The 22,174-nt window shown below is 61.7% G+C and carries 19 protein-coding genes; 13 read left to right on the forward strand and 6 right to left on the reverse strand.

Annotated elements, in window-relative coordinates; translation table 11 throughout:
• Positions 1-171 precede the first annotated feature (171 nt).
• The 3 genes from IEX75_RS09675 (at position 172) to IEX75_RS09685 (ending at position 4,851) form a co-directional block, all read left to right on the forward strand.
• Positions 172-600, forward strand: a complete 429-nt coding sequence (locus IEX75_RS09675; RefSeq protein ID WP_188793997.1) for a GGDEF domain-containing protein — start codon at positions 172-174, stop codon at positions 598-600.
• A 338-nt stretch (positions 601-938) separates the two neighbouring features.
• Positions 939-3,242 (forward strand): S53 family peptidase, encoded by a 2,304-nt coding sequence (locus IEX75_RS09680; protein WP_188793998.1) that lies wholly within the window; start codon positions 939-941, stop codon positions 3,240-3,242.
• 187 nt (positions 3,243-3,429) lie between these two features.
• Positions 3,430-4,851, forward strand: a complete 1,422-nt coding sequence (locus IEX75_RS09685) for an MFS transporter (protein WP_229720723.1) — start codon at positions 3,430-3,432, stop codon at positions 4,849-4,851.
• An 84-nt stretch (positions 4,852-4,935) separates the two neighbouring features.
• Here the strand turns inward: IEX75_RS09685 and IEX75_RS09690 are convergent, their stop codons facing one another.
• Positions 4,936-5,655 carry a DUF899 family protein gene (locus IEX75_RS09690; RefSeq protein WP_229720724.1) on the reverse strand — a complete coding sequence of 240 codons (720 nt, stop codon included), beginning with the start codon at positions 5,653-5,655 and terminating at the stop codon, positions 4,936-4,938.
• A gap of 180 nt (positions 5,656-5,835) precedes the next feature.
• Between IEX75_RS09690 and IEX75_RS09695 the strand changes: the two genes are divergently transcribed.
• Both IEX75_RS09695 and IEX75_RS09700 read left to right on the forward strand, forming a co-directional pair.
• Positions 5,836-6,498 carry a PadR family transcriptional regulator gene (locus IEX75_RS09695; protein ID WP_229720725.1) on the forward strand — a complete coding sequence of 221 codons (663 nt, stop codon included), beginning with the start codon at positions 5,836-5,838 and terminating at the stop codon, positions 6,496-6,498.
• A 6-nt stretch (positions 6,499-6,504) separates the two neighbouring features.
• On the forward strand, positions 6,505-7,302 hold the full coding sequence (locus IEX75_RS09700; RefSeq protein WP_188793999.1) for a siderophore-interacting protein: 798 nt from the start codon (positions 6,505-6,507) through the stop codon (positions 7,300-7,302).
• Between the two features lie 167 nt (positions 7,303-7,469).
• Here the strand turns inward: IEX75_RS09700 and IEX75_RS09705 are convergent, their stop codons facing one another.
• The gene (locus tag IEX75_RS09705) at positions 7,470-9,902 is read right to left on the reverse strand and encodes a S9 family peptidase (RefSeq protein WP_188794000.1); all 2,433 of its coding nucleotides are present in this window, start codon (positions 9,900-9,902) and stop codon (positions 7,470-7,472) included.
• Between the two features lie 135 nt (positions 9,903-10,037).
• Between IEX75_RS09705 and IEX75_RS09710 the strand changes: the two genes are divergently transcribed.
• Positions 10,038-12,143 carry a prolyl oligopeptidase family serine peptidase gene (locus IEX75_RS09710; RefSeq protein ID WP_188794001.1) on the forward strand — a complete coding sequence of 702 codons (2,106 nt, stop codon included), beginning with the start codon at positions 10,038-10,040 and terminating at the stop codon, positions 12,141-12,143.
• A 101-nt stretch (positions 12,144-12,244) separates the two neighbouring features.
• On the opposite strand, the gene IEX75_RS09715 is transcribed toward IEX75_RS09710, so the two are convergent.
• Positions 12,245-13,189, reverse strand: coding sequence for a GlxA family transcriptional regulator (locus IEX75_RS09715; RefSeq protein ID WP_188794002.1), 945 nt, complete (start codon positions 13,187-13,189; stop codon positions 12,245-12,247).
• Between the two features lie 130 nt (positions 13,190-13,319).
• Here IEX75_RS09715 and IEX75_RS09720 point away from each other — a divergent pair, with 130 nt between their 5' ends.
• From IEX75_RS09720 to hemC, 5 genes are all read left to right on the forward strand, one after another.
• Entirely contained in the window at positions 13,320-13,964 is a 645-nt protein-coding gene (locus tag IEX75_RS09720) for a cysteine hydrolase family protein (RefSeq protein WP_188794003.1), read from the forward strand.
• Between the two features lie 119 nt (positions 13,965-14,083).
• On the forward strand, positions 14,084-14,749 hold the full coding sequence (locus tag IEX75_RS09725; protein ID WP_188794004.1) for an alpha/beta hydrolase: 666 nt from the start codon (positions 14,084-14,086) through the stop codon (positions 14,747-14,749).
• A 32-nt stretch (positions 14,750-14,781) separates the two neighbouring features.
• A complete protein-coding gene (locus IEX75_RS09730) occupies positions 14,782-15,843 on the forward strand; it encodes a sensor histidine kinase (protein WP_188794005.1) in 1,062 nt (353 codons plus the stop codon).
• On the forward strand, positions 15,824-16,528 hold the full coding sequence (locus tag IEX75_RS09735) for a LytR/AlgR family response regulator transcription factor (RefSeq protein ID WP_188794006.1): 705 nt from the start codon (positions 15,824-15,826) through the stop codon (positions 16,526-16,528). Before IEX75_RS09730 ends, IEX75_RS09735 begins: the two co-directional genes overlap by 20 nt.
• 43 nt (positions 16,529-16,571) lie before the next feature.
• Positions 16,572-17,489, forward strand: coding sequence for a hydroxymethylbilane synthase (gene hemC / locus IEX75_RS09740; RefSeq protein WP_188794007.1), 918 nt, complete (start codon positions 16,572-16,574; stop codon positions 17,487-17,489).
• Positions 17,490-17,539: 50 nt separating this feature from the next.
• On the opposite strand, the gene IEX75_RS09745 is transcribed toward hemC, so the two are convergent.
• The 3 genes from IEX75_RS09745 to IEX75_RS09755 form a co-directional block, all read right to left on the reverse strand.
• Entirely contained in the window at positions 17,540-17,887 is a 348-nt protein-coding gene (locus IEX75_RS09745) for a TonB-dependent receptor (protein WP_188794008.1), read from the reverse strand.
• 409 nt (positions 17,888-18,296) lie between these two features.
• On the reverse strand, positions 18,297-19,109 hold the full coding sequence (locus IEX75_RS09750; RefSeq protein ID WP_188794009.1) for a DUF481 domain-containing protein: 813 nt from the start codon (positions 19,107-19,109) through the stop codon (positions 18,297-18,299).
• Between the two features lie 84 nt (positions 19,110-19,193).
• Positions 19,194-20,060 (reverse strand): hypothetical protein, encoded by an 867-nt coding sequence (locus IEX75_RS09755; protein WP_188794010.1) that lies wholly within the window; start codon positions 20,058-20,060, stop codon positions 19,194-19,196.
• A gap of 158 nt (positions 20,061-20,218) precedes the next feature.
• On the opposite strand from IEX75_RS09755, the gene IEX75_RS09760 reads away from it, so the two are divergent.
• On the forward strand, positions 20,219-21,190 hold the full coding sequence (locus IEX75_RS09760) for a helix-turn-helix transcriptional regulator (protein ID WP_188794011.1): 972 nt from the start codon (positions 20,219-20,221) through the stop codon (positions 21,188-21,190).
• Positions 21,191-21,214: 24 nt separating this feature from the next.
• On the forward strand, positions 21,215-22,156 hold the full coding sequence (locus IEX75_RS09765) for a patatin-like phospholipase family protein (RefSeq protein WP_188794012.1): 942 nt from the start codon (positions 21,215-21,217) through the stop codon (positions 22,154-22,156).
• Positions 22,157-22,174: the final 18 nt, after the last annotated feature.

The following is a 22,174-nucleotide window of genomic DNA, read 5'->3' on the forward strand; positions in this document are numbered from 1 at the left end:
AGAAATATGGGCACGCCGGATGTTGGGGTTTGCACCCCAACCTACGTGACAACCGCTTCGGTTTTCGCCCACCGTGCCGATAAAGCGCTCAGCTCTTCCGGCTCTTTGCCCAGGGAGCTTAAGTTCAGTAGTCCCTCAGCCGTCTTCCCGCCATCATGGGCACATCCCGATGTGGATTGCTTTAAACCGATCAACGACGAGCATGGCCACATTGTCGGCGACCTGGTGCTGCGCGAAGTGGCCGGACGCATCCGGCATCGGGTGAAGGAACCGCACATGGCGTTCCGCTATGGCGGCGAAGAATTCGCGGTGCTGACGAATGGCTTGTCGATGACGGCGTTGTGCGAGCTGGCCGAAGACATCCGTCGCGCCATATCGAGCGACAGCATTGCTGCGCCCGATGTCGCGGCCTTGACCGTCACGGCCAGTTTCGGTGTAGCGAAAGGCAATGGCGCCGTGCTTACCTGGCTGGATCTTCTCAACGCTGCCGATACAGCGTTGTATCAGGCCAAAGCACAAGGCAGGAATCAGCTGGTGGGGGCATCACAGCCACCGGACGATAGGCGCCGCGGACACAACGACACGTCGGCACGCCTATAAAAATTTCAGCGCTGTGGCGTGAAATAGCTTTCGACGCACGGGTAGAAGTGTAAACCGCATGTAACAACTATTTTTTCGCGAAGTACTGGACGTACTTTTGTGTCGAGCGCACGATCGAAGGCCCGATGGCCCAGTCGGGGAGTCAGTTGGGAAGCATGAAAACCAACCTCAGGCGAGTCACCGCGACCGCAGCGAACGTGGCTGCGTCGAGCCCACACGGCGGCCCGATGACTTTTCGCAACCGTTCTCAAGAGAGGTAATCACGACGAACGCATGATGTGCCCGTTTCATCTACAGGGGAACCCGCTTTTTTCATTCAGGCCCTAGGGAGAAACGACGTGAAAACCAAGCACGTGATGATGGCGCTGCCCATTGCCGCCACACTCGCAACGCTACCTTTGATCGCTCAGGCAACCACTTCCAACCCGGCATTGGCCGGTGTGAATACGGCCGAAGCACCGCGCGTAACGCAAGCCGTGGACAACCACGTCGTTGCCGCGCTGAACAACACGCATTTGGCATTCATCGACAAGACCGCCATCAGCGGGAGCGTGGACGATGCTATGCCGATGAACCATATGCAATTGATCCTGCGTCCCAGTGCATCGCGCGCCTCGGCGTTGGCAGCGCTGATCGCCGATCAACATGATCCGGCTTCCGCGAAATTCCGCCAGTGGCTGACACCCGAGGAATTCGGCGCCCATTTCGGCGTCGTCGATGCGGATATCGCTGCCGTGAAATCGTGGCTGATTTCGCAAGGCTTCACCGTCAATGGTGTGTATCCGAACAAGGCGCAGATCGACTTCAGCGGCACGGCGGGCCAGGTGCGCCAGGCATTTCGCACGCAGGAAAACCGCTACCTCGTCAATCATGTCAGCCATATTGCCAACGCGAACGACATCAGCGTGCCGTCGGCGCTGCGTGACGTCGTGGTGGGTGTGGCCGGCCTGAACGACTTCCGGCCGCAACCCCTGCACGTGGCGCCGCAAGTGGCGCAGTTCGATCACGGCAAGAGCAATTTCCAGATCAAGCAAGTGTCCAGTGCCGCTGCGGGAACACCAGGTCATTCGGCGGTGAATTTCACCGGTGGCGTGCGCGGCTTCGTGCCATTCGACATGCAGACGATCTACAACACCAGCAGTTTATACGTCAGCGGTTTGACCGGTGCGGGCATCACGATCGCCGTCGTGGAAGATCAGGACATGGATGTGTCGGACTGGCCGAACTTCGTCAGCCAATTCGGCCTGGGTGCTTACGGCGGTACGTTCAATCAGTTCCAGCCGCAGCTGACGCCTTCCACTGGCAATTGCACCGACCCGGGCGGCAATTCGCCCGATGGTGAAAGCATCGAGACGGTGCTGGATTCGGAGTACTCAACAGCGATGGCACCCGGTGCAGCGATCTGGGTGGCCACCTGTGCCGATTCGGATTCCACCAATTTCTTCGGCGGCGTCTTCACCGCGGCGGATAACCTGATCAACAACACCAATCCGGCTGGCCGTCCCAACGTGATCAGCGCGAGCTACGGCTACGGCGAAGGCTTTACCGATGCTGCCAGCAAGACCGCCATCGACTTGATGTGGGCGCAGGGCGATGCCGAAGGTATTTCGGTGTTCGTGTCCAGCGGCGATTCCGGCTCCAATCCGAGCTTCAACGGTGGCTGGATCAACGATGTCGGCGTTGATGCCAACTCGTTCGCGACCTCGCCCAACGACACGGCCGTCGGCGGCACGGATACGGCCGACGTGCTTGACGGCACCACCAGCAAGTACTTCAACAGCACGCTCAACCCCGTGTACGGCTCGGCGAAATCGTATGTGCCGGAGCTGACCTGGAATCAGTCGTGCGGCAATGTGCTGGCGGCGAGCAAGCTGGCGCACATATCAGCGCTGCAGTTCTGCAAGAACGCGCTGATCTACGATCCGTACGGCTATTACGTGACGTCCGAGAGCGGTAGCGGTGGTCCGTCGTCGGTCGACTTCAAGCCGTCATGGCAACGCATCGTGCGTGGTGCAGCCAAAGACCAGTCTCGCGATCTGCCGGACGTGTCGCTGTTCGCCGGCGCTTATGGCGGGTATTCGTGGGTGATTTTGTGCACCGGCTTTTATCCCTGCACGCCGAACTTCGCCTCGCCGGTGGAACTGGTGGGCGGAACGTCATTGTCCTCGCCGATGTTCGCGGGTATCCAGGCATTGATCGATCAGGGCTTGTCCAACGCCGGCTTGCCGAAGAACCAGGGCAATGCCGCACCAACCTTGTACGAGCTGGCCAGGAACGAATACGGTGGCCCGACCGGGTCAGCGCCAGGCACGTTGGCAAAGTGCAACGCCAGCAATGGCACCAGCGGTACCGGCAAGTGTGTGTTCTACAACATCACGACCGGTGGCAACTCCACGCAATGCGTGCAGATTGCGGCGCTCTCGCAAATCACGCCTGACTGCTACTTCTACGGCACCATCCAGAACTTCCTGCAGTTCTATGGACCGACCAAAGTGGGTCTGACCGCCACCAGTACGTCGAGCTACAACAGCAATACGGCAGCCTACTCTGCACAGTCGGGCTGGAGTTTTGCCAACGGCTTGGGTTCGGTGAATGCGGCCAATCTGCTTAGCGCCTGGAAGGCGTTCGTGAATGCGCCGTAGTGAGTGTTGTGATCAAGTCCCATGGCACTAGCTCAGGTCAGCAAGCTTGATTTGCCATGATGCGCTCCCTCCCCTGCCTCAGCAGGGGAGGGGATGTATCCTCGCCAGCATCGAGATACACGCCTTGGTTATAAACGGATAGTTCGTTCTTCCACGAAACATCCATACTTTCCATGCCATAAGGTCAGTGCTTCATCGCTTCTACCTCATCACCGGCATGGATCAGCATCGCTTCTCCCAGCACGGCATCGCGCGCGTCACCACGGCAGCCAGCTTCGGCTTTGCCTTGGTGCAGCTGGACGTCACCATCGTCAACGTGGCGTTGCCGCGTATTGCCAGCGACTTGCATTCAGGCGTCGCGGGCTTGCAATGGGTGGTGGACGCCTACGCGCTCGCGTTCGCCGTATTGCTGCTGGGCATGGGTTATCTCGGCGACCGCCTGGGCGGGCGGCGGGTCTATCTCGGCGGCATGCTGCTGTTTGCGCTTGCCTCGGTGTTTTGTGGCTGGTCGAGCGATGCGGCCATGCTGATTGCCGGGCGCACGCTGCAGGGTGTAGGTGCGGCGGCGATGCTGCCGTGTTCGTTGGCTTTGCTTAGCCATGCCACGGCACATGAGCATGCGCTGCGCGCGCGTGCCGTTGGCTGGTGGACCGCCTCGGGCGCGATCGCCATTGCAGCCGGGCCGATCATCGGCGGCCTGCTGATGAGTGTGACCAGCTGGCGCAGCATCTTTTTCGTCAACGTGCCGATCTGCGTGGTCGGCGCCTGGCTGACGTGGCGCGTGCCGGAAACCGAGCGCAAGGCGCACGATGGACGCTTCGATCTGCGTGGACAGATCCTGGCCATACTCGCGTTGACCGGTCTGACCATGGCGGTGATCGAAGCGAAACCACTCGGTTGGACGCATCCGCTGGTGCTTGCTTGCGTCGGCGTAGCGTTGGTAACCGCGCCGTTGTTCGTGTGGGCGGAATCGCGCTGCGCGGCGCCGATGTTGCCGCTGCGCTTCTTCAAGGCACCGGGTTTCAGCGTGGCGGTGGCGTACGGCGTGATCGTGAATCTCACCTATTACGGCATCGTGTTCCTGCTTAGTTTGTATCTGCAACGCGTGCACGGCTACAGCGCGTTGCGCACCGGACTCGCCTATTTGCCGCTGACCGCGACGTTCTTCGGTGTGAATATTTTCAGCGGTTGGCTGGTCGGCCGTGCTGGCGCGCGCGTACCCATGGTGCTGGGCGCGTTGATCGATGCGGCCGGCTTCGGTTTGCTTTTACTCCTGGGCGCGGACAGTCCGTATCTGCTGATGCTGCCGGCTTTCGCCTTGCTGCCGAGCGGGATGGGCCTGGGTGTGCCGGCGATGACCACGACCGTGCTCTCCGCCGTGGAAAAACACGCGTCAGGCACTGCGTCCGGGGTATTGAATGCGGCGCGGCAGGCGGCAGGCGCCATCGGCGTGGCGCTGTTCGGCTCGCTGGCCGGCAACAGCAACGACATGATCGTGCATGGTTTACATCGCTCAGCGTGGATCGCGTTGATCATGCTGTTGCTGGCTGCCGTGCTGGCCTTCCGTGGCATTGCCTCACACGCGAGAACACTACGTAGGTTGGGTTAGCGCAAGCGTAACCCAACATTTCCGGGCGACACGTTCGGTTACCCCCGGATCAAGTCCGGGGTAAGCCAACCTACGACAGCCACTCTAATAGTCGAGCTTCGGATACCAATTCGTACCGCGTCCTTCGGGAGTCATGTCGAGCACGGTCCAGATCGGCATGGGATCGGGCGCGCCGCGCGGGTCCTGGCCGGGGTCGGATGTTTCGTCACCCATTTCAGCGGCCCAGAACAAACGGGTTTTACCATCGCGCCGGGTGAACACGTTGAATGCCGGTGTGTCGCCGCCGTCCTCGGCAATACCGTCATAGTCGCGGGTGAAGTTGCCGTTGAGGTCGGTGTACAGCTTCAGATGACGCCAGCCGCGTTCGCGCTTGAACGCCAGCAGGCGCTCGATCGGCGAACGCGCCACAACTGCCAGCGCGATGCGCTGCTCCATATCGCGCGCCTCGCCTTCCCATGCGCTCAACAATGACGTGCACATCGGGCACGGCCGTTCGCGTTGCGGGCCGAACATGTAGCTGTAGACGACCAGGGTCTGCTTGTCGCCGAACAGGCCAGCAAAGTCCGTCGGACCATTTTCACCCTGAAAGCGGTAGTCGCCGATCACTTCACCGCCTGGCGGCAGCGCGCGCCGCAGTTCGGCCACACGTTCGATGTGACGGCGCAGCTCGATCTCCTCGCGCAGCAGCTCATTGCGGGCGCGGCGGTATTCGGCGCTTTCGTTCGGCTGCTTGGCGTTGTTGCGCTTTACCAGCTCGGCAGCGGGGACGAGGGTGGGGTTCATGAGGCTGGGGTTCTGGGTCATGGTCGCTTCTCCGGATGAGGGCCGTACGTGTGAGCGACGAACGGGGGTTGGAGGAATCGACAAAAGGAAATCCGGCAGCAATTTGCGCCTTCCAGACGGGGCCAGCAGGGTGAGGCTTGCACTTCGATATAAATTCGATATATCGTTTCTCGCACCATTTCGATATATCGGAGTTATATCATGCACAGGCATTTCTATCGCTTCATGCACCGTCATCATGGCGGTGACTGCGAAGGTTGGCGTGAAGGCGGCTGGTTCGGGGACGAGGGGTACGACTTCCACGGCCGGCGCGGCCGGCATGGCGGGTTCGGGCACCACGGCGAATCGTTTGGCGACTGGGGCGACCTGCAAGGCGGCGGACGCCGCGGTGGCGGGCGCATGCTGGGCCACGGCGACCTGAAGCTGCTGCTGCTGGCGCTGATCGAACAACAGCCGCGGCACGGCTACGAGCTGATCCGCACCATCGAAGAGATGTTCCTCGGCCAGTACTCACCCAGCCCCGGCGCCATCTACCCGACGCTGACCATGCTGGAGGAGTTGGGCTACGCCTCGGTGGAGAACGAGCAGGGCGGGCGCAAGCTGTACGCGATCACCGACGAAGGCCGCGTTTATCTCGACGGCAACCGCACGACCGTGGAGGCCATCATCGAACGTACGCGCGAGAGTGCACGCCTGTTCGCCAAGCTTTCGGTGCCGATGTCCGTACGCAAAGCCATGCATGCACTCAAGCATGCGGTGCTGATGCGCGGCAGTGACTGGAAGGCGGAAGCGCAGCGCGTGGCGGACATCCTCGAACGGGCGGCGGCGGAGATTGCGTCCGGCCGCAAGAACGATGACAAGTGAGCGCCCATGACAAAACACGAACACCGCATGATGCGGCACCCGATCGCGATCCGCCGGCTGGAAGTGCTGAGCGCAAAGCGCATGACGCCGCACATGCAGCGGATTACCTTACAGGGCGATGCATTGCACGGCTTCGTCAGCGCTTCGCCCGACGATCACGTCAAGCTCCTGCTCCCCAATGAAGATGGGGAGCTGGTGTTTCCCACGCCCGGTCCGAATGGCCCTGAATTTCCTCCCGGCGTGAAACCATCGCCGATGCGCGACTACACACCGCGCGAACACGATGCCATTCGCCATGAATTGATCATCGATTTCGTGCTGCACGGCGATGGGCCTGCGTCGATCTGGGCGGAAAACACCAAGCCTGGACAACAGATCGGCGTGGCCGGACCACGTGGCTCGTTTGTCGTTGCCGAGGATTTCGACCATTACGTACTGATTGGCGATGAAACCGCCCTGCCCGCCATCGGCCGCCGCCTGGATGAGATGCCGGCAGGTGCACACGTGGTGGCGCTGATCGAGATTCCCGAACGGGCCGACCGGCAGCCGTTGGGTTCGCAGGCTGATTTCGAAGTGACCTGGCTGGAACGCGATGGTGTCGATGCGGCCAGCAGCGATTTGCTGGAAACCGCGTTGCGCGAATTGCCGGCGTTGCCGGGTGATACGTTCTATTGGATTGCGGCCGAATCGCGCCGGGTGCGGATGATGCGGCGTTATCTGGCGGAGGAACGTGGCGTGCCGAAGGAATGGATTCGTGCGACGGGGTATTGGAAGGCGGATGGGAATGACGATGAGGAGGATTGATGCCTTCCGTCGTGCTCATCCGAAGCGAATCGTCATTCCGGCGAACGCCGGAATCCAGTCAAATAACGTGGTGCGCAGCACTCAACATAAAAACATAATGTGTGCTTCGCACGACGTACTTCACTGGATTCCGGCGTTCGCCGGAATGACGAGCATGGGGATTACAGCTAGTTTGAAGCCGCCGGCTTCACCCACGTCTCGAACAACTCATTGATCCGCCGATACTCGTCATACCACGCATCTGCATGCTCGAATTCGTGCCGCTCCAACGGATACAACGAGATCCAGAAATTCTTCTTGTGCAGCTCGACGAAGCGCTGATACAGGCGGATCGAATCGCTGGCCATGACGTTGTTGTCGATCAGGCCGTGATTGATCAGTAGCGGATCGCGCAGATTCGCCGCATACGTGATCGGCGAACTGACCTTGTACGCCTCCGGATCAAGCTCTGGCCGGTTGAGGATGTCGGCAGTGTATGGGTCGTTGTACGTCACCCAGTCTGCCGGCGGACGCTGCGCCGCGCCAGCCGCGAATTCACCCGGTGCACGCAGTAGCGCCATCTCGGTCATGAAGCCGCCATAGCTGCCGCCGTAAATGCCGACGCGCTTGGAGTCGACGCCGTGGTTCTTCACCAGCCAGGCTTTGCCGTCGAGCAGGTCTTCCAGTTCGGGATGGCCCATTTGCCGGTAGATCGCCGTGCGCCATGCGCTGCCGTAACCTTCGGAAGCGCGGTAATCCATATCCAGCACAACGTAGCCCTCCTGCACGAGCAGGTTGTTGAACAACTGCTCATGCTGGTAGTACGTGGCGGCTTCTTTCACGTCCTGCAGGTAGCCGGCACCGTGCACGAACAGCACGGCGGGGCGCGAAGCCTGCGCATCGGTTTCATTCTCAGGGCCATAGTACTTCGCGTAAATCACGCCGGCGCCATGCGAGGAAGGTACTTCCACGATCTTCGGTTCGATCCAGTGGTACGCGGTGAACGCAGGTTTCATCGTGTGAGTGAGGTCGCGCGATGTGCCGCCTTCCACGCTTTGCACGGCGAGTTGCGGTAATACGTAGGCGGACGAATGCAGCACGGCGAGCCGCGTGTCGTCCGGCGACAGCGTGAACTGGTCCATGCCGCCGTATTGCGTGATGCGGCTGAGGTCGCCGCCATTCGACGGTACGCGATAAACGTCGTAGCTATACGGCGCCACCTTGTTGGTACGTAGATAAAACCACCGACCGTCGTTGGAGAGCTGCGGCTGGCTCACCTCGAACTTGCCGGAGGTCAACGCCTTGGCCGCGCCATCCACCGGCTTCACATAAAGCTGCGAATAGCCGCTTTCCTCGCTGAGATACCACAGCGTGCGGTTGTCCTTGAGCCAGCCGAAGTCGTTGAAGCCCCAGCTGATCCAGGCATCGTTGTGCAAGCGATGCTGCGGCTCCAGTGCGTGATGTGCGAAGTCGACACTGGCAATCCAGCGATCCTTGTTGTCGACGGCAAGAAATTCCAGCGCGACGTTGCGCCCATCGTCGCTCCACACGATGCCGGGGCTGCCGTTATCCATGGTGTACATGATGACCGGCCGTACATCCGGTGCCTTCAGTGCTTTGGCGTCATCGTCCTTGCCGGCCTTCTGCAGTTCGGCGATGGTTTTCGCACGAATGGCTTTCAGCGGATCGTCCTTGACGCCGGGCAGATTGTCGGTGGCCAGCGGGTAGGATTTGTGCGTGATGAGGTCGAGCAGCAGCACCGATTGCGGTGCGGGATCGTTGCGGCCGACGTATTGGCGTGCCGCTTCGGTTTCGGTGTAGCCGGAGTCGGTCACGTAGTGGATCACGTCCGGAGCCTTGCCGTCGTCGTGATGCGCCGGCTGCGTCAACACCAGCATCCAGCGGCCGTCGGGCGACAACTCGGTGTCCATCAGCTGTGACTTGTCACCGAGATAGAACGGCTGCGGCGCGCGCGTGGGATCGGCGGCGGCCAGCGTTTGCTCGTTCGCATGCAGCGCATCCTTGTCCTGTTTGTTTTCGCGCAGATCCTTGAACAGGTCGAGCTGCTGCTGGCCGAGCGCATCGGGCTTCTTGTCGTTCGGATCGTCGGTGAACTTCAGCACCGCGGCCGGCGAGGTAACGCCGCTGGCGATGTCGTAGACGTACCAGTTGTTGGTTTCGCGAAACTGCAGCGAGCGGCCATCGGCAGAAAAGCGCGGCGAGGATTCCGGCAGTGCACTGCGCGTAACTTGCGTGCGGCGGCCGCTGCCCAGGTCCACCAGGAACACGTCACCGTGAAAGATGTAAGCCGCGCGGCGGTGCGCACGGTCGTACACGGCAGCACCTTCGGCCTTTGCAGTAGCGGCAGCATCGAGCTTGATGTTGTTGCCGGTGGCAGGATCGACGCGGTAGAGATCGTGTACCGAACTGCCATCGCGCTTGACGCTGTAGTAAAGACTGCGTCCGTCCACGCTCCAGTAGGGATTTTCGACTGCCTGCCCCATCCAGTCCGGATTGGCCATGATGGTTTCCAGATCGAGCTTGGGCGACGTCGACGGGGTTTCTGCTGCCACAGGCAGGACGGTGAGGGCGATCAGACCGGCAAGCAGCAGTCGGCGCATGGGCGGAAACTCCGGGTGCGGAAAATCGGCCAGCATAGCCAAGCGTGCCGCGCTGACAAGCGCCAAGCGTCCCGTTTCGCTTGGACCTGCGCGCGATATAGGCTGGTTGGTCACTCCATCACAGGACCTTGCGGCATGTCCCTTTTCCTGCGTTGCCTCTCCGCCTTTGCCCTTGCCGCAACCATGGCGGCCTATGCCGGGGACAGCTCCCAACCCCCTGCTTCACCTACAAAACCCGCTGCCAGCAGTTTGCATGGCGTTACGGTGAGCGATCCCTATCGCTGGCTGGAAAACGCACAGGACCCTGCCGTGCAAACGTGGATCAAGGCGCAGAACGCACACACCGAAGCGGTGCTTGCGGCGATGCCGGATGGCAAGGCGATGACCGAACGCGTGCAGCAACTCGCCATCACCTCAACGACGCGCTCTTCGCCGCTGCTTGCCGGCGGCACGCTGTTCTACATGCAGGAAACGCCGCCCCAGCCGCAACCGCAGTTGATGGCGCAGGCTTGGCCGGATGGCAAGGCACGCGTGCTGGTCGATCTGAATGCGGGTGATGGCAATACCGCCATCACCGGTTATTGGCCTTCGCCCAGCGGCCGTTATCTGGCGTACGGCACGGCGGAGGGCGGCAGCGAATTGACCACGCTGCACGTGCTTGATGTCACCACCGGCAAGACCTTGAGCGACGCCTTGCCCTACGCAGGCGGCGGCACCACGCCGCAAGATGTTGCGTGGGATGCCGATGAGCATGGCTTCGTCTACGTGCGCTTTCCGTTGCCGCCAGCAGGTGCCGAGGTACGGCAGTTCGATGCGGCACTGATGCATCACGTGCTCGGCCAGGCCGCCCAGGCCGACGAGGTAGTGTTCGGCAAGAGCTACTCGAAAGTAGCCGAATATCGCTTGAAAACGTCGCCAGGCGCCAAGCAACTTGCCGTACTCGCCAACATCGGCGATGGCGGCCCCGCCGAGGTGTATCTGCGCGTCGGCAACGCATGGAAAAAGCTGCTGGGTCACGCAGCCAACGTGCGCAATGCGGCGTGGGTAGGTCAACGCTTGCTGGTGACGAGCTTTGCTGATGCGCCGCGCGGCAAGCTGCTTGCCATCGATGCGCAAGGCAACGTCACCACCGTGGTACCACAGCGCGAAGGTGCGCTGCAGGACATCGCACCGCTTGCGGATGGTTTTCTGGTGACGCGCAGCTGGGGTCCGGATTGGTGGGCGGAACACTACGACGCCCATGACAATCTCGTTCGCCGCGTGCCGCTTCCGCAGCACGACATCACCGTTGAAGGTATCGCCGCGGAACAAGGCCAGGATCACGCCCTGATCACCTACGCTGGCTGGACGCTGCCGACGCGCTGGGGGGATTACGATGCGAAAAGCGGCAGCCTGCATACGGTGTTCGAAGTAAAGCCCGCTGCCGACTACAGCAAGGTGGAAATACATCGCATCGATGGCACGTCCAAAGATGGCACCACGATTCCGGTCACCGTGCTGATCATGCCCGGCATCACGCCGAACAACCAACGGCCGACCATTCTTTATAGCTACGGCGGCTACGACATTCCGATCACCCCGCATTTCATCGGCCCGGAACTGGCCTGGCTGGAACGTGGCGGCGTACTGGCTTTCGCCAATATCCGCGGCGGCAACGAGTTTGGCCAGGATTGGCATGCGCAAGGCCAGATGCTCAACAAGCAAAATGTGTTCGATGATTTCCATGCGGCCGCGCTGGCGCTATGCGATACGCACTGGACCGACCGCGCGCATCTGGGGATTCTCGGCGAGAGCAATGGCGGCCTGCTGATGGGTGCGTCGCTTGTGCAGCATCCCAGCGATTACCGTGCCGTGGTGGCAATGGTTGGCATCTACGACGTGATCCGCCATGAGACCAACTTCACCAATGGCGCATACAACGTCAGCGAATTCGGCACGGTCAGCGATCCGGCGCAGTTCAAGGCCACGCTGGCGTATTCGCCGTTGCAGAACGTGAAGCCGCATACCGCGTATCCGGCGGTGTTGATGACCACCGGCGCAAACGATCCGCGTGTGGCGCCATGGCAGTCACGCAAGTTCACGGCAGCACTGCAGAACACCACCACGTCGGATCAGCCGATCTTGCTGCTGACGCGCATGAATGCGGGGCATGGCATTGGCGCCCCGTTTAGTCAGCGTGTTGGAAATACGGCGATCATGTTGACGTTCTTTGCGCAGGAGTTGGGGTTGCCTGCACGTTGATGCCGTAGGTTGGGGTGCAAACCCCAACATTGTCGCGTTGATCGAGATGGCGATGTTGGGGTTTGCACCCCAACCTACGCAGTGTGCGCGTGATTACTGCATCAAAGTCCGCGAAACTCGCGTCGATACATGGAGGGCGTCGTATTGAACGCCACCCCGAAATGTTGGCGCATCGACAATGCTGTGCCAAACCCTGTGCGTTCGGCAATGCGCTCGATCGGTTGATCGGTGGTTTCCAGCATGCGCTGCGCCAGACTGAGGCGCTGCGATAGCAACCATTGGCCCACCGTGGTGCCGGTGTGCTGGCGAAAATGGCGGGTGAAACTGCGCCGGCTCATCAACGCACGTGCGGCCAGCGAATCGAGCGTATGTGATTGATCAAGATGCCGCGCAGCCCAGTTGAGGGCTTTCGTGAGCGACGTGTCGGTGGCCTGGGCGAGCACCGGCTGCTCGATGTATTGCGCCTGGCTGCCCTGCCGATGCGGCGGCACCACCAACGTGCGGGCGATGCGGTTGGTGACCTCCGCACCGTATTGCCGGCGCACGACATGCAAGCAGCAGTCGATGCCCGCAGCAGTGCCGGCCGAAGTGATGATGTTGCCCTGGTCGACATACAGCACATTCGGATCGAGCCGCACGTTGGGAAAACGCTGCTTGAACAGCTCCGTCCAGCGCCAGTGGGTGGTGGCGAGTTTGCCATCGAGCACCCCGGCGTCGGCCAGCACGAACGCGCCAAGGCAGAGCCCGACGATCGTGGCGCTGCGCTTGTGTGCGCGACGCAACGCAGCAAGCAACGGCTCCGGCGCGGCTTCGCGCGGATTGCGCCAGGACGGCACGACGATCACATCCGCGTTCGCCAATTCGCGCAAACCGTAGCGTGTGGCAATGCTGAAGCCGCTGGCGGTGCGCAGCTCGCCTGGCTCGGCAGCACAGACACGCACCTGGAACAACTCTGCCGCCGTTTCCCCAAACACGGCACAAGGCACGGAGAGATGGAACGGACGAATCTGGTCGAAGGCGACGATGGCGACTTTGACGGGATGCATGGCAGGCCCTCCGGCGGCTTGGCCCGATTCTAACGTTATATGGCAATCAGGCCACTGCCGGTTACGGGGGTCGAAGCGGAAGATGTGTTCACCGGGAGCGCCGCTCCCTTCTTCACAAGGATATGTAGCCATGAATCAGACGCCTCGCCGTGCACTCATCGTCATTGACGTTCAGAACGAATACGTCACCGGTGGCCTGCAGATTCAGTATCCGCCCGTGAGCAGCTCGCTGCACAACATCGGCCGCGCCATGGATGGTGCGCAGGCTGCGGGTATTCCGGTGATCGTGATCCAGCAGACCTCGCCCGAGGACGCGCCGTTGTTCGCCATCGGGACGAGGGGTTGGGAGCTGCATGAAACGGTGGCCACACGCCTGCACGATCACTACCAGCGCAAGTTGCTGCCCAGTGCATTTGCGGGTACCGATGTGGCTGAGTGGTTGGTCCAGCAGCAGATCGACACGCTGACGGTGGTGGGCTACATGACGCACAACTGCGATGACACCACCGTCAAGCACGCGTTCGATCGCGGCATGCAAGTGGAATTCCTGCACGATGCCTCCGGTACGGTGCCTTATGCCAATCGCGCCGGTTTTGCCAGCGCTGAAGAGATCCATCGTGTTTACAGCGTGGTGCAGCAATCACGTTTTGCCGCGGTATTGAGCACCGATGAGTGGCTGGAGTGCGTGGCTACCGGGCGCGCACCGGAGCGGGATACGATCCATGCGTCGCATCAGCGGGCGCTGGCGTTGTTGGCGCAGGGCGCGGCGGCGTAGTGCAGGAATGAACCCTCTTCCTTGATACCGCCGGAAGAGGGTTCATCCGAACGAGAGAACAGCGGTCGATGACAGCGGCTGCTACGATTCCGCTTCGCTTCCCTTTGTTCTGGTCTCCCATGTCCCTGCTGCCTGCCGTCGAAAACGAAACCGCCGCCAACCCTGTCTACAGCATCATCTGGCTGCATGGTCTGGGTGCCGACGGCCATGACTTCGCGTCGATCGTGCCGGACCTGGTGTCACCGGAGTGGCCTGCGCTGCGTTTTGTGTTTCCACATGCGCCGGTGCGGCCAGTGACGATCAACCGTGGCATGGCGACGCGCGCTTGGTATGACATCTACAGCTTCGAGCCCGGCGCGCCACAGGATGAGGCAGGCACACGCGAATCCATCACGCAGGTGGAGGCGCTGATGGCTCGCGAGCATGAGCGTGGCGTGCCGAGCGAGCGCATTCTGCTGGCAGGTTTCTCGCAAGGCGGTGCCATTGCTTTGGCAGCCGGCTTGCGCCACCCGCAGAAACTGGCCGGCATCGTGGTGCTTTCCGCCTATCTGCCGATCGCCCATACGCTGGCGGCCGAACGTAGTGCCGCCAATACCGCGGTGCCGATCTTCTGGGGGCATGGCACGTTTGATCCGGTGGTGGTGCTGCAGCGGGGTGTGGATTCGCGCGCCGCACTGGAAACGCTGGGCTACACAGTGGACTGGCATACCTATCCGATGCCGCACGCGGTGCATCCGCAAGAGATTGCCGACCTGCGCCGCTGGATCGGCGAACGTCTGCGCTGAAAAACGCCGGCCGCTGCGGGCATACTGCGCGCATGCCGGGGACCGCCAACCAACCTTCTTCGCAGCCGCGCAGCCCGCTGCCGGACTTCTGCAGCCTGCCGGTGATCTCGGCACTGCTGGTGGTGGGTGCGCTATGCGTGACACTCGCCTGGCTTGCGCCGCAAAGCACGCGTGGTTGGCGCGGCTATAGCGTGGGCATGTTGTTCGTGGAATGGGTGGCGATGGTGATCGGTGTGGCGCTGTGCAAGCTGCGCCCCTGGCTGTTGCGCCTGCCTGGCCTGCTGCCGTATGCGGGCGTATGGCTGGTGATGGTGTTGATCGTGATACTGGGCAGTGTCATGGCGCAGTGGATGGACACCATGCTGGAGATGCAGCTGATTCCGGCCGGATCAAACACCTTCGTACGCGACAATGCATTGATTGCCGCCCTGCTCGGCGCGGCCATGCTGCGCTATTTCTATGTGCTGGCCGAATGGCAGGCGCGGCTGGCGGCGGTGGCGCATGCCAAGGTCGAAGCCTTGCAGGCGCGCATTCGTCCGCACTTCCTGTTCAACAGCATGAATACCGTGGCCGCCCTGGTACGCGTGGACCCGGATGCGGCCGAGCGCACGGTGGAGGATCTTTCCGAGCTGTTCCGCGCGGCATTGGGGCAGGACGATACGCACAACGGCACGCTGGATGAAGAGCTGAAGCTGGTCGATCGCTATCTCGACATCGAGCAATTGCGGCTGGGAGAGCGCCTGCGCGTGCGGCGCGAAATCCATGATCTGCCGCTGGATGCCTCGATGCCCGTGCTGCTGTTGCAGCCGCTGGTGGAGAACGCCGTGCGTCACGGTGTGCAGCCATTGCGTGAAGGCGGCGAGGTTGTGCTGCGTGGTACGCGTGACGGCGGCATGATGCGGATCGAGATCGACAATCCCTTGGCCGAGACACCGGCCATCGGCGGCAGCGGACATGGCCTGAACAATGTGCGCCAGCGCGTGGCTTATCATTTCGGGCCACGGGCAAGCATGGATGCGGGGCCGCTGGGGAATCGTTTCGTGGTGACGTTGCAACTTCCCATCGAGATGCGTCATGCGCGTACTGATCGTTGACGATGAACCGCTGGCACGGGCGCGCATGGACGCCCTGCTAAAAGAGTGCGCGGATGTTGATGTCGTCGGCAGCGTGGGCGACGGCGAAGCGGCACTGGCTGCGATTTCCGAAAAACAGCCGGATCTGCTGCTGCTGGACATCAACATGCCGGGCCTGGACGGCAAGGCATTGGCCGCGCGGCTGGCCCATCGCACGCGTCCGCAGGTGGTGTTCTGCACGGCTTATGAAGCCCATGCCGTGCACGCGTTCGAGTTGGGTGCCGCCGACTATCTGCTGAAACCCGTGCGCGTGGAGCGGCTTCGCGATGCGCTCCGGCGCGTGCGCCAGCGGCTGGAATCGCAACCGCGCGAGCCGGTGGGCTGGCTGCATGCACGCGTGCGCGGCGAACCTATCCGCATTGCGCTGGATGACGTGATCTGCCTGGTGGCGGAAGAAAAGTACGTGGTGGCACATCGCGCGGGCGATCAACTGCTGCTCGACGATTCGCTGCGCCAGCTCGAAGAAACCTATCCGGAGCATTTGATTCGCCTGCATCGCAATTGCCTGGTGCCGGCCAATCGCCTGGTTGGCCTGAAGACACTGGCCGACGGCCGCGTGCTGGCACGGCTGGCCGGTACCGATTTCAGCCCGGAAGTCAGTCGCCGCAACCTGCCAACCTTGCGCAAGCTGCTGCGCGTGGGTTGACGAGTGCGCGACAATGACGGCTGACGTCGTTTCCGGAGTCCTCATGTCGTCTTCCCTACTACGCATCGCCACCCGCAAAAGCGCACTTGCCTTATGGCAAGCCGAGCACGTGGCTAGCTTGCTACGCGCAGCGCACCCGGGTTTGCGGGTGGAGCTGGTGCCTTTGACCACGCGCGGCGATGAGATCCTGGACAAGCCACTGGCGACGATTGGCGGCAAGGGTCTGTTCCTCAAGGAACTGGAAGTCGCGATGCTTGAAGGCCGCGCGGAGCTGGCCGTGCATTCCCTCAAGGACGTGCCAGCGGAACTGGAACCCGGTTTCACCCTTCCCGCCATCCTTCCGCGTGCGGATGCAGCGGACGCTTTCGTCAGCAATCACTACGCCGATGTCACCGCGCTGCCACTTGGTGCGCGCGTTGGTACCTCATCGCTTCGGCGCCAGGCACAACTGCGCGGCGTACGACCTGATCTGGAATTGCTCGATCTACGCGGCAACGTCGGCACGCGCCTGCAAAAACTGGATGCGGGGCATTACGACGCGATCATTCTCGCCTGCGCCGGCCTGGAGCGCCTGGGCCTGCACGATCGCATCCGCAGCCGCATGAGCGCACCCAATTGGCTGCCAGCGCCCGGACAAGCAGCCATTGCGATCGAGGCCCGTGCAGACCAGACCGACGTGCTCGACGCGCTCGCCGTGCTGGACGATGCCGAGACACGACTGGCTGTTACGGCCGAGCGTGCGATGAACCAGGCACTGGGTGGAAGCTGCACGGTACCGGTGGGTGCGTGGTGCACGGTGACCGAACGTGGTTTGCATCTGCGCGGCATGGTGGGTGATGTTTCCAGCGGCCGGTTGTTGCTTGCGGAGGCAACGAGCAGCAACCGCGAGGCGGTGGAGCTTGGCAAGGATGTAGCGCAAGCATTGTTTGCACAGGGTGCTGCCGGGTTGCTCGGACATTGAAAAAGCGGGCCATCAGGCCCGCTTTCTTCAAACATCGAACCGTAAAGCGCTCAGAATGTCTGGCTGTACTGCACGTAGAAATAGCGATCGATGTCGAACTGCGGATTGATCGGCGGGCTGCCGGAACCATGCGACGGTACGTTGTAGTAGAACGGACTCTTCTTGTTGAAGATGTTGTTGACGCCGACCGAAATGCTGCCATTCCACGATGTTTTATAGCGGAACTGTGCATCGTTGAAGGCTACTGAACCTTTCCGCGCCATGCCCTGGCCGGGGTATACCGGATTGGTGGAGTTCGGATTGCCGCATTCAATGTCGGCATCCCAGCAACTGTCCTTCAGGCCGGCGTAATAGCGCACCGTCCATCCCGCAATGAATTGTTTGTGAGGTTTCCACATCCACGCTGCGAATATGCGACCCGGTGACAGTGATGCCTTGCAGCTGCTTCGATTTGCTTTCGCTGTCCTGTGCCTATGAAGCGTCCTGTGCCTGGACCGCGCCAATGAGCAACGCTGCCGTAATCGCTGCTGCGATTCGTGTCTTGTGTTTCATGTAACCACTCCCACTGCGCCCGCGCCGGATCGCATCGCGACCGGAAGGCTTTATAAAAATTGGATGAGCGCGGAGTGTTCGGGCTATGGCGCTGGTGCAGTAGCAGGTGTCGGCCTGAATGTAGGTATTTCGACGCTGACAGTGATGCGCGGGATCGACGTCATCATCGTCAAGCACGTGCACAAAACAAAAACCCCTCCGTGCTTGCACGCGGAGGGGCGGAATGTGCGACGCGATCGCCTCGCGATCCGATGATCAGAGGTTGTAGACGATGTTGGTCGTCGTCAGCGTGTCGGTGTGGCGAATGCCGGGAAGCACGTTGCTATTGTGGCGGACCTGGAAGCCCACTTTGATCGAGAGCTTCTTGGTCATGCTGACGGCAAGGCCTGCATCGTTCTGCAGGTAGGTGTTCTTGCTGCCGGATTCCATCAGCAAGGTGTCATCGAACGCAGTGTTTTCGGTGAGGCGGTACTTGTAGTTCGCCAGGCCGCGTGCCACCACCTGGCTCTGGCGCGGTTCCTTGAGCGGCACTTCCACGCCGTTGATGGTCTGCGTGCCGGTGGCTGGCTGGTATTCCGTGTAACCGGGACCGATTTCGAAGGAGAGCTGGGTGCGGTCGGTCTTCAGGGCCATGTAGCCGTAACCGAGCGAGACCGTGGCTTGCCAGCGATAGGCGGCGAAGTCGTCGTGCTCATAGCGGCCGGCGGCGACGATGTAGCTGCGCGGGTCGAGCTTATAGCCGGCCGAGGCGCCGAGGTCATAGCGGTCGGCGGTGGTGTCGAATTGCTTGACAGCGTTGCCCTGCGCATTGGTCACGGTGACCTGACCCTTGGAGCGCAGCCAATCGGCAAAGAAACTGTTCTTCCACTGATCGGTTTCTTGGTTGAGGTTGAGCTTTGCGTTCACGTTCTGCGAACGGGAGTTGCCGGTGGTGGAGGCGAAGCCCAGTTCACCCGAACCGGTCCAGGTGCCGGTGCTGGTCTGGGTGCCGGAGGATGTGTCCTGGGCTTGAGCGGTGAAGGTGGCCAGAGCGGCAAGGGCCAGACTGGTCATCAGCAGGTTTTTCATCGCTGGATCCAATGTTAAAAAGCTGTTGGGGACAGGCCACTTTAGCCGTGTGGCTTGAACGCTTTGTGAATATTTAGAGCGATCTTAGCGGCTAGTCCGTGACAATCCAGACGAAGCTTCCAGTGGGTGCGCCAGGGCAAAACGCGTCAGGGCGAAGTCATAAAGCCATAGCTCCAGGCTCTTGCCTACGATGTAGGCTGCCGCCGCAAAGGGCGTCAGCCAACGTCCGGCCGGCGGCAGGACCGGGACCAGCAGCAGGCTCAGGCAAGGGATGGCGCAGATAAGCGCAGCGGCCAGGAAGCGCCACGACTGCAGCCCTTGCGGGGGACGTTGCCACCGCTCGCCGAGACTCGAGCCACGGAGGGAATGCCAGCCCACACCGTCGACCAACCCAAGCAGCATTGCCAGCAACAACAAGCTTATCGCCCAGGGTAAAGATTCTTCCGAGCTAGCCGGCAGGTCTGCCTGGAAGATGAGGCAGACCCACAACCACAAACCGCCGCCATAACAGGCTGAAAGCACGCGGCTGATCGGTAGCTGCGCAGCGACGCCAGCCTGATCGGCCAGGCGGCGCGTGCGATAGCCATAGGCGCTGGTAATCAGGCAAATCAGGCTGCACAGCGCCAGCACCAAGCTAAGCACGCGGGTGGTCCAGAAATCCTCGGTGCCTCGCACCAGGCCGGCCAGGGCAAGCATAGGCAGGTAGGTGGCCAGGGCCAGCAAAGCCTCGCGAGTCGGCCGTTGCACGCGTCCGATCTGCCAGCCGTGCCATTCGGAAAGCGTGCGCAGGCGCAGGCACGCCGCAATCAGGCCAGCGCTGACGAAGACGCAGCCCAGCGCCAGCGGCACCAGGGCATCACCCCGCCCCGGGCTGTAGATACCGAGCGCCAGCGCCAGGCCAAGCAGCATCCACAGCCCATAGCCGCAAAGGGCCAGGACCTCCAGAAGCATGGGCGCCAGTCCCCCGGGTGGGGTTGCTGGGTCGCCGTTGACCGAGTGCATTGAATTGGGGGGCGTAACCATGTGGACCGGGGAAAGTCCGCCGGACGCTTGCGGGCGTCACGTAGCATCTCCATGCTACACAAAACCTCCCCCGCCAGAACGCCGACATGGATCGCTACGAGCGCATTCTCACCCTGCACCGTCTGTTGAAATCGGCCCACTATCCGGTGCCGCTACCCCGGCTGATGGACGAGCTAGATTGCTCGCGCGCCACGCTTTACCGGGACATCGCCTTCCTGCGTGACGCGCTAGGCGCCCCGATCGAGAGCGCAGGCGGCGAGCATGCCGCCTTCCGTTATGAGGCCACCGAAGGACAGCGTTTCGAGCTGCCAGGCTTGTGGCTCACCTCGGACGAACTGGCGGCCCTGCTAGCACTGAACGAGCTGATCGGCCGCAGCGGCCCGGGTGTGCTGGCCGGCGCGCTGGCGCCGTTCAAGGCACGCATCGAACATCTGCTTTCCGACCGCGCCAGCGGCAAGGCCTTGCCGGTAGAACGCATCCGCGTGATTCCATGGGGCGAGCGCAAACTGGATCAGCAGGTGTTCCGCATTACTGCAGGCGCAGTGCTGGATCGCAAGCAACTGCGTTTCGTTTATCGCGCGCGTACCACCAATAACGAAAGCAAGCGTACGGTGTCCCCGCAGCGGCTGACGCACTATCGCGACAACTGGTATCTGGATGCCTGGGATCACGATCGCGAAGCGCTGCGCAGCTTCGCGGTGGATCGCATCGCCGAACCGCACGCGCTGGATGCCGCCGCGAACGATGTCGCCGAAAACGAACTCAACGATCTGCTCGCTTCCAGCTATGGCATCTTCGCCGGCAAGCCGAAGGCCTGGGCCACCATTCGGTTCTCCGCGCATGCCGCGCGCTGGGTGGCGGACGAGCATTGGCATTCGCAGCAAAAGGGCAACTGGCTGCCGGATGGGCGCTACGAGCTGCAACTGCCCTACTCCAATTCGCGCGAATTGCTGATGGACGTATTGAAATATGGGCCGGATGCGGAGATCGTCGCACCACTGCCGTTGCGCGAGGAAATGAAGATCATGCTGCAGCTCGCGCTGACCGGCTATCAATAAACCGCTACACCAACGCCACGACTCATGCCATCCACCGAGATTCAACTGCAGGCTGGCAAGGATGAAACACCGCGCAAACCCACCGTCGCCCTGGCGCTGGGTGCTGGAGGCGCAAAAGGGCTGGCGCATATCGGCGCCATTGAGGAACTCGAGGCGCAGGGCTTCGAGATCGTCGCCATCGCGGGCAGTTCGATGGGTGCGCTGATCGGCGGCATTCACGCGGCAGGCAAACTGCCTATCTATCGCGACTGGGTGTGCTCGCTCGATAAGTTCGACATCTTGAAGCTGGTGGACTGGTCGTTTTCCTTTGCCGGCGGTGGGCTGATCAAGGGCGAGAAGATCATCGGCACCATGCTGGAGTTGATCGGCGATGTACGGATCGAAAACTTGCCGATCACCTTTACCGCGGTTGCCACGGACCTTGAGCGAGAGCGCGAGGTTTGGCTTACGCGCGGCTCGCTGTTCGACGCGGTTCGCGCCTCGATTGCCATTCCCACGCTGTTCCGGCCGCACCTGATCGAGGGACGTGTGCTGGTAGACGGTGGTCTGCTCAATCCGGTGCCTGTTACGCCACTGATTCGCGAACCGGCGGACTACGTGGTGGCAGTCAGCCTCGATGGGCCGGCTGAGGCGAATCTGCAGATCGAGATGTCGGCGAACGAAACGAAGAACAAGGGCGCCTTCGCCCGCCTGCTGGAGAAACTCCTGCCGAGCAGCGAGGTGAAGGCGATTGAACCGGGCAAGGTGCATGAGCTTGGTGCGCTGGAGCTGCTGGGCCAATCCATGGACCTGATGCAAGCCAATCTTTCTCGGCTGCGTCTGGCGGCGTATCAGCCGGATCTGCTGGTGCAATTGCCGCGCAACGTGTCGAGCGTGTATGCCTTCCATCGCGCGCGGAACTTGATCGAATCGGGTCGCGAGAAGATGCGGGCTTCGCTGGAATCCTGGCAACCCCGTTCGCGATGAGGCGTGTAGGTTGGGTTA

It is taken from the genome of Dyella nitratireducens (assembly GCF_014642835.1).
In the GTDB taxonomy this organism is placed as follows: domain Bacteria; phylum Pseudomonadota; class Gammaproteobacteria; order Xanthomonadales; family Rhodanobacteraceae; genus Dyella_B; species Dyella_B nitratireducens.

What these genes read in the sequence shown, in the direction of transcription:
- IEX75_RS09690 (WP_229720724.1), bottom strand. Translation starts at nt 5,655, where the DNA reads ATGACCCAGAACCCCAGCCTCATGAACCCCACCCTCGTCCCCGCTGCC.
- IEX75_RS09695 (WP_229720725.1), top strand. Translation starts at nt 5,836, where the DNA reads ATGCACAGGCATTTCTATCGCTTCATGCACCGTCATCATGGCGGTGAC.
- IEX75_RS09700 (WP_188793999.1), top strand. Translation starts at nt 6,505, where the DNA reads ATGACAAAACACGAACACCGCATGATGCGGCACCCGATCGCGATCCGC.
- IEX75_RS09705 (WP_188794000.1), bottom strand. Translation starts at nt 9,902, where the DNA reads ATGCGCCGACTGCTGCTTGCCGGTCTGATCGCCCTCACCGTCCTGCCT.
- IEX75_RS09710 (WP_188794001.1), top strand. Translation starts at nt 10,038, where the DNA reads ATGTCCCTTTTCCTGCGTTGCCTCTCCGCCTTTGCCCTTGCCGCAACC.
- IEX75_RS09715 (WP_188794002.1), bottom strand. Translation starts at nt 13,189, where the DNA reads ATGCATCCCGTCAAAGTCGCCATCGTCGCCTTCGACCAGATTCGTCCG.
- IEX75_RS09720 (WP_188794003.1), top strand. Translation starts at nt 13,320, where the DNA reads ATGAATCAGACGCCTCGCCGTGCACTCATCGTCATTGACGTTCAGAAC.
- IEX75_RS09725 (WP_188794004.1), top strand. Translation starts at nt 14,084, where the DNA reads ATGTCCCTGCTGCCTGCCGTCGAAAACGAAACCGCCGCCAACCCTGTC.
- IEX75_RS09730 (WP_188794005.1), top strand. Translation starts at nt 14,782, where the DNA reads ATGCCGGGGACCGCCAACCAACCTTCTTCGCAGCCGCGCAGCCCGCTG.
- IEX75_RS09735 (WP_188794006.1), top strand. Translation starts at nt 15,824, where the DNA reads ATGCGCGTACTGATCGTTGACGATGAACCGCTGGCACGGGCGCGCATG.
- hemC (WP_188794007.1), top strand. Translation starts at nt 16,572, where the DNA reads ATGTCGTCTTCCCTACTACGCATCGCCACCCGCAAAAGCGCACTTGCC.
- IEX75_RS09745 (WP_188794008.1), bottom strand. Translation starts at nt 17,887, where the DNA reads ATGTGGAAACCTCACAAACAATTCATTGCGGGATGGACGGTGCGCTAT.
- IEX75_RS09750 (WP_188794009.1), bottom strand. Translation starts at nt 19,109, where the DNA reads ATGAAAAACCTGCTGATGACCAGTCTGGCCCTTGCCGCTCTGGCCACC.
- IEX75_RS09755 (WP_188794010.1), bottom strand. Translation starts at nt 20,060, where the DNA reads ATGCTTCTGGAGGTCCTGGCCCTTTGCGGCTATGGGCTGTGGATGCTG.
- IEX75_RS09760 (WP_188794011.1), top strand. Translation starts at nt 20,219, where the DNA reads ATGGATCGCTACGAGCGCATTCTCACCCTGCACCGTCTGTTGAAATCG.
- IEX75_RS09765 (WP_188794012.1), top strand. Translation starts at nt 21,215, where the DNA reads ATGCCATCCACCGAGATTCAACTGCAGGCTGGCAAGGATGAAACACCG.